Source organism: Arthrobacter agilis (genome assembly GCF_002953615.1).
In the GTDB taxonomy this organism is placed as follows: Bacteria; Actinomycetota; Actinomycetes; order Actinomycetales; family Micrococcaceae; genus Arthrobacter_D; species Arthrobacter_D agilis_B.
On sequence record NZ_CP024915.1, the window covers coordinates 3,258,819 to 3,262,517 of the forward strand.

At 70.7% G+C, this 3,699-nt stretch carries 5 protein-coding genes; 3 read left to right on the plus strand and 2 right to left on the minus strand.

Annotated elements, in window-relative coordinates:
• A partial coding sequence (locus CVO76_RS15965) for an MFS transporter (RefSeq protein WP_208741868.1) occupies window positions 1–530 on the minus strand: 530 nt, incomplete at its 3' end.
• 82 nt (window positions 531–612) lie between these two features.
• Window positions 613–1,416, minus strand: a complete 804-nt coding sequence (locus CVO76_RS15970) for an SGNH/GDSL hydrolase family protein (protein WP_208740090.1) — start codon at window positions 1,414–1,416, stop codon at window positions 613–615.
• A 115-nt stretch (window positions 1,417–1,531) separates the two neighbouring features.
• Between CVO76_RS15970 and CVO76_RS15975 the strand changes: the two genes are divergently transcribed.
• From CVO76_RS15975 to CVO76_RS15985, 3 genes are all read left to right on the plus strand, one after another.
• Window positions 1,532–2,371: an SDR family oxidoreductase gene (locus tag CVO76_RS15975; RefSeq protein WP_208740091.1), complete on the plus strand. Its 840-nt coding sequence runs from the start codon at window positions 1,532–1,534 to the stop codon at window positions 2,369–2,371.
• Between the two features lie 4 nt (window positions 2,372–2,375).
• Window positions 2,376–3,005, plus strand: a complete 630-nt coding sequence (locus CVO76_RS15980; RefSeq protein ID WP_244186048.1) for a flavin reductase family protein — start codon at window positions 2,376–2,378, stop codon at window positions 3,003–3,005.
• Window positions 3,006–3,122: 117 nt separating this feature from the next.
• Window positions 3,123–3,699: fatty acid desaturase (locus CVO76_RS15985; RefSeq protein WP_208740092.1), on the plus strand; the 577-nt coding region annotated here is incomplete at its 3' end.

The window sequence follows — 3,699 nt, forward strand, 5'->3', positions numbered from 1 at the left end:
GCGAGGACCGCGACCGCGGCGAGCGCGACCCGCCATCCGGCCAGCCCGGCGAGCGGCGCTGTCACCACCGAGGTGAGGAAGGATCCGATGTTCAACGCGGCGGTGTAGATCCCCATCGCCGTCCCCTGCCGGGACGGCGGGAAGTCCCGCCGGACGATCAGCGGGACCGCGATGTTGCCCACCGTGATCGCAAGGCCGATCACCACGGTGCCGCACACCACCAGCACAGGGCCGCCGGCGGAACGCACCAGGACGCCCGCCAGCACGCCGAGGATGGTCAGCGTCACCGCGAACTCGGCACCCCATCTTCTGACGGCCAGGGACGCGAGTGGTGCCGCGAGGGAGAAGCACAGGACCGGGATGCTGGTGAGCAGCCCCAGCAGGGCGGGCGAGAAGCCCAGGTCCGCCTGGATCCGATCCACCACCGGAGCGACCGCCACGATGGGGCCCCGCAGGTTGAGTGCCACCAGGCCGATGCAGGCGAGCAGGATGTAGCTTCTGGGAATCCCGGCGGGGAACCGGCCCCTCATGGGGCAGGACGCGGGGCCGGCGACTGTTTCATTCCTCCCATTGCTACCACGCCCGGAACGCCGGCGCCTCGAACGGCTCCCGCTACACGCGGCCCGGCGACCGGGCACGGGCCAGGCGCTTCAGGCCGTCCGCGGGCCGCACGGGGTCCGGCCACCGCGGCTGCAGGTCGTCACCCAGGGTCACCTTCCGCAGGCGGCGACCGAACATCGGCACCACCCACTCCCCCAGCCAGGCCGTCTCACGGCGCAGTCCGGCCACGAGCCCCGCGTACTCCTTCCAGTCGGGGAGGCGCGGGGTCAGCGAATGGTCGATGCCCAGGGACCGCAGGACATGGGCGGCGAGGTTCCGGTGACCGGCCGGGGACATGTGCAGGCGGTCCGCGTCCCACAGGCCCGGGTCCGAGTACTCCTCGAAGCACCAGTAGTCCACCAGCACGGCGTCGTAGGTGCGCGCGATGCGCCGCACGTGGTCGTTGTACAGCCAGTTGCGCCGCTTCATCGGCTCGAAGACGGGGCTCAGCGGGATGTCGAACCCGGTGAAGAGGAGCGGGCGTGCCCCGGCTCCGGCGATGCGCGCCACCATCGACTCGTACGACCGCATGAGGGCAGCCATGTCGATGCGGAGTTCGAGGATGTCGTTGCCACCGGCGTAGAGACTGACGAGCGTGGGCTTGAGCGCGAGGGCCCGGTCCACCTGCTCGTCGCGGACGTGGTGCAGGCGCTTGCTCCGGATCGCGAGGTTCGCGTACTCCCACTCCGGGTCCTGGCGTCCCAGCTGCTTGGCGACGCGGTCGGCCCACCCCCGGACACCGTTGGGGAAGGTCGCGTTCCAGTCGCCCACGCCCTCCGTGAAGGAATCACCGATCGCCACGAACCGTCCCGCCATTCGATGGAGCCTAGCGGTGCCGGGCGACCCGGGAGCGACGACGGGGCGAACGTCCGGTGAAACCCCCACGCGGCAGGCCGGAAATAATCCACGGGCGATCGTGGCTGAGAGGAGCATGGAGCATCGCATCGCAGTCACAGGCTCGACCGGCACCGTGGGCGGCGGCGTCGCCCGGATGCTCGCCGCCGAACAGGTGCCGCTCGTCCTGCCCGTCCGGTCCCCGGACCGGGCACAGCACCTGCCCGAGTCCACCGTCCGACGAACGACCTATGCGGACTTCGACGCGTCGGTCGAGGCCCTCGCCGGGGTCGATGTCCTCTTCATGGTGTCCGCCGCCGAGGAACCGGACCGGGTGGGGACCCACCGCACCTTCGTCGATGCGGCGAAGGAGGCGGGGGTGCAGCACCTCGTCTACACCTCGTTCCTCGGTGCCGCCCCGGATGCCGTGTTCCTCCTCGGACGCGACCACTGGTACACGGAGGAGCACATCCGCAGTTCGGGCATGTCCTGGACCTTCCTCCGCGACAGCCTCTACCTCGACTTCGTCCCCTCCCTCGCGGAGGACGGCGTCATCCGCGGTCCGGCCGGCGACGGCCTGCTCGCCGCCGTCGCGCAGGCCGACGTCGCACGCTCCGCCGCCGCGGTCCTGCGTGCGCCCGGCGACCACGCGGGGACGACGTACCACCTGACGGGGCCCGAGGCCTTCACCCTGGCGGACGCCGCGGCGACCATCACGGAGTGCACGCCCGCGACCGTCCGCTTCGAGGACCAGACCCACGACGAGGCGATGGCGTCCCGCGCCCACCACGGGGCACCACGGTGGCAGGTCGAAGCCTGGGTCAGCACGTACACCGCGATCGCCCGCGGCGAACTGGCGGAGGTCTCGCCCGACGTCGAGCGCCTCACCGGGCGCCGCCCCCTCGGCCTGCGCGAGCTCCTCGCGGCGAGGGGCTAGGGCCGTGCGCCGGGATATCGTGCCCGACCCGCAGGCCGGCCGTGCCTTCTACCGGTTCCTGACCTCGGTGGTGGTCCCACGCCCCATCGCGTGGGTCTCCTCGACCTCGGCGGACGGCGTGGACAACCTCGCCCCGCATTCGTTCTTCACCATCGCCTCGGTGAACCCGCCGATCGTCCAGTTCACGTCCGTGGGCCGCAAGGACTCCGTGCGCAACATCGAGGCCACGGGTGAGTTCGTGGTCAGCCTCACCCCCGAGCACCTCTTCGAGGCCGTCAACGCGACCGGCACGGACTTCCCGCCCGACGTCAGCGAATTCGATGCCACCGGGCTCACCCGCGAGCCCAGTGCGAGGGTCAGGCCGCCCCGCGTCCTCGAATCCCCCGCCGCCCTCGAGTGCCGGCTGCACCTTCTCCAGGACATGGGGGACTGCACGCTCGTCTTCGGCGAAGTGGTGCACGCGGTGGTCTCCGAGGACGTCCTCGACGGCACCCTTCCCGCGATCGATGCGCTGCGCCCGCTCTCGCGTCTCGGCAGGGACGAGTGGGGCACGGCCGGCAGGATCCGCTCGATCCCACGGATCCCCGTCGCGGATTGGCCCGGGCACTATGACGCCGGCACCGCAACTCCGTGACCTGGATCGACCCCATCTGCAGGCGCCGCCCAGGGTGCTGACATACAGTGGGGACATCTGCGGGTTTAGCACCCCACTCCCGGGCTGGGAAGCCATCCGTCAGCCCCAGGGACCCACATGAGCGTTACCGCCGCCCCGCGCACCGTCCGCATCTCCAGGCCGAACGATGTCGTCGCCTCCTACTCCGTCCTGCTCAAGCAGGTCCGCAAGGAAGGCCTCCTGAACCGCCGACGGCGTTTCTACGTTTCGGTGTTCGCCGTCCTCGCCCTCGCCATGGGCGCGGCCTGGACGGGGTTCGCGCTCCTGGGCGATACCTGGTTCCAGCTCCTCGTGGCAGCCGTGCTCGGAGTCGTCCTCACGCAGGTCGCGTTCCTGGCGCACGAAGCCTCGCACCGCCAGATCTTCAAGACCCGCGGCGCGAACGACTGGTCCGGCCGCATCCTGGCCGCCGGGGTCGTCGGCATCAGCTACGCGTGGTGGATGGACAAGCACACCCGCCACCACAACGATCCGAACACCCGCGGCAAGGACCCGGACATCGAGGTGGACACCATCTCGTTCCTCGAGGAGGACGCCGCCAAGGCCCGTGGCATCCAGGCCTGGATCACGCGCCGCCAGGGCTACCTGTTCTTCCCGCTGCTCACCATGGAGGGCATCAACCTCCACGCCCGCTCGATCAGCACCCTGTTCGCCC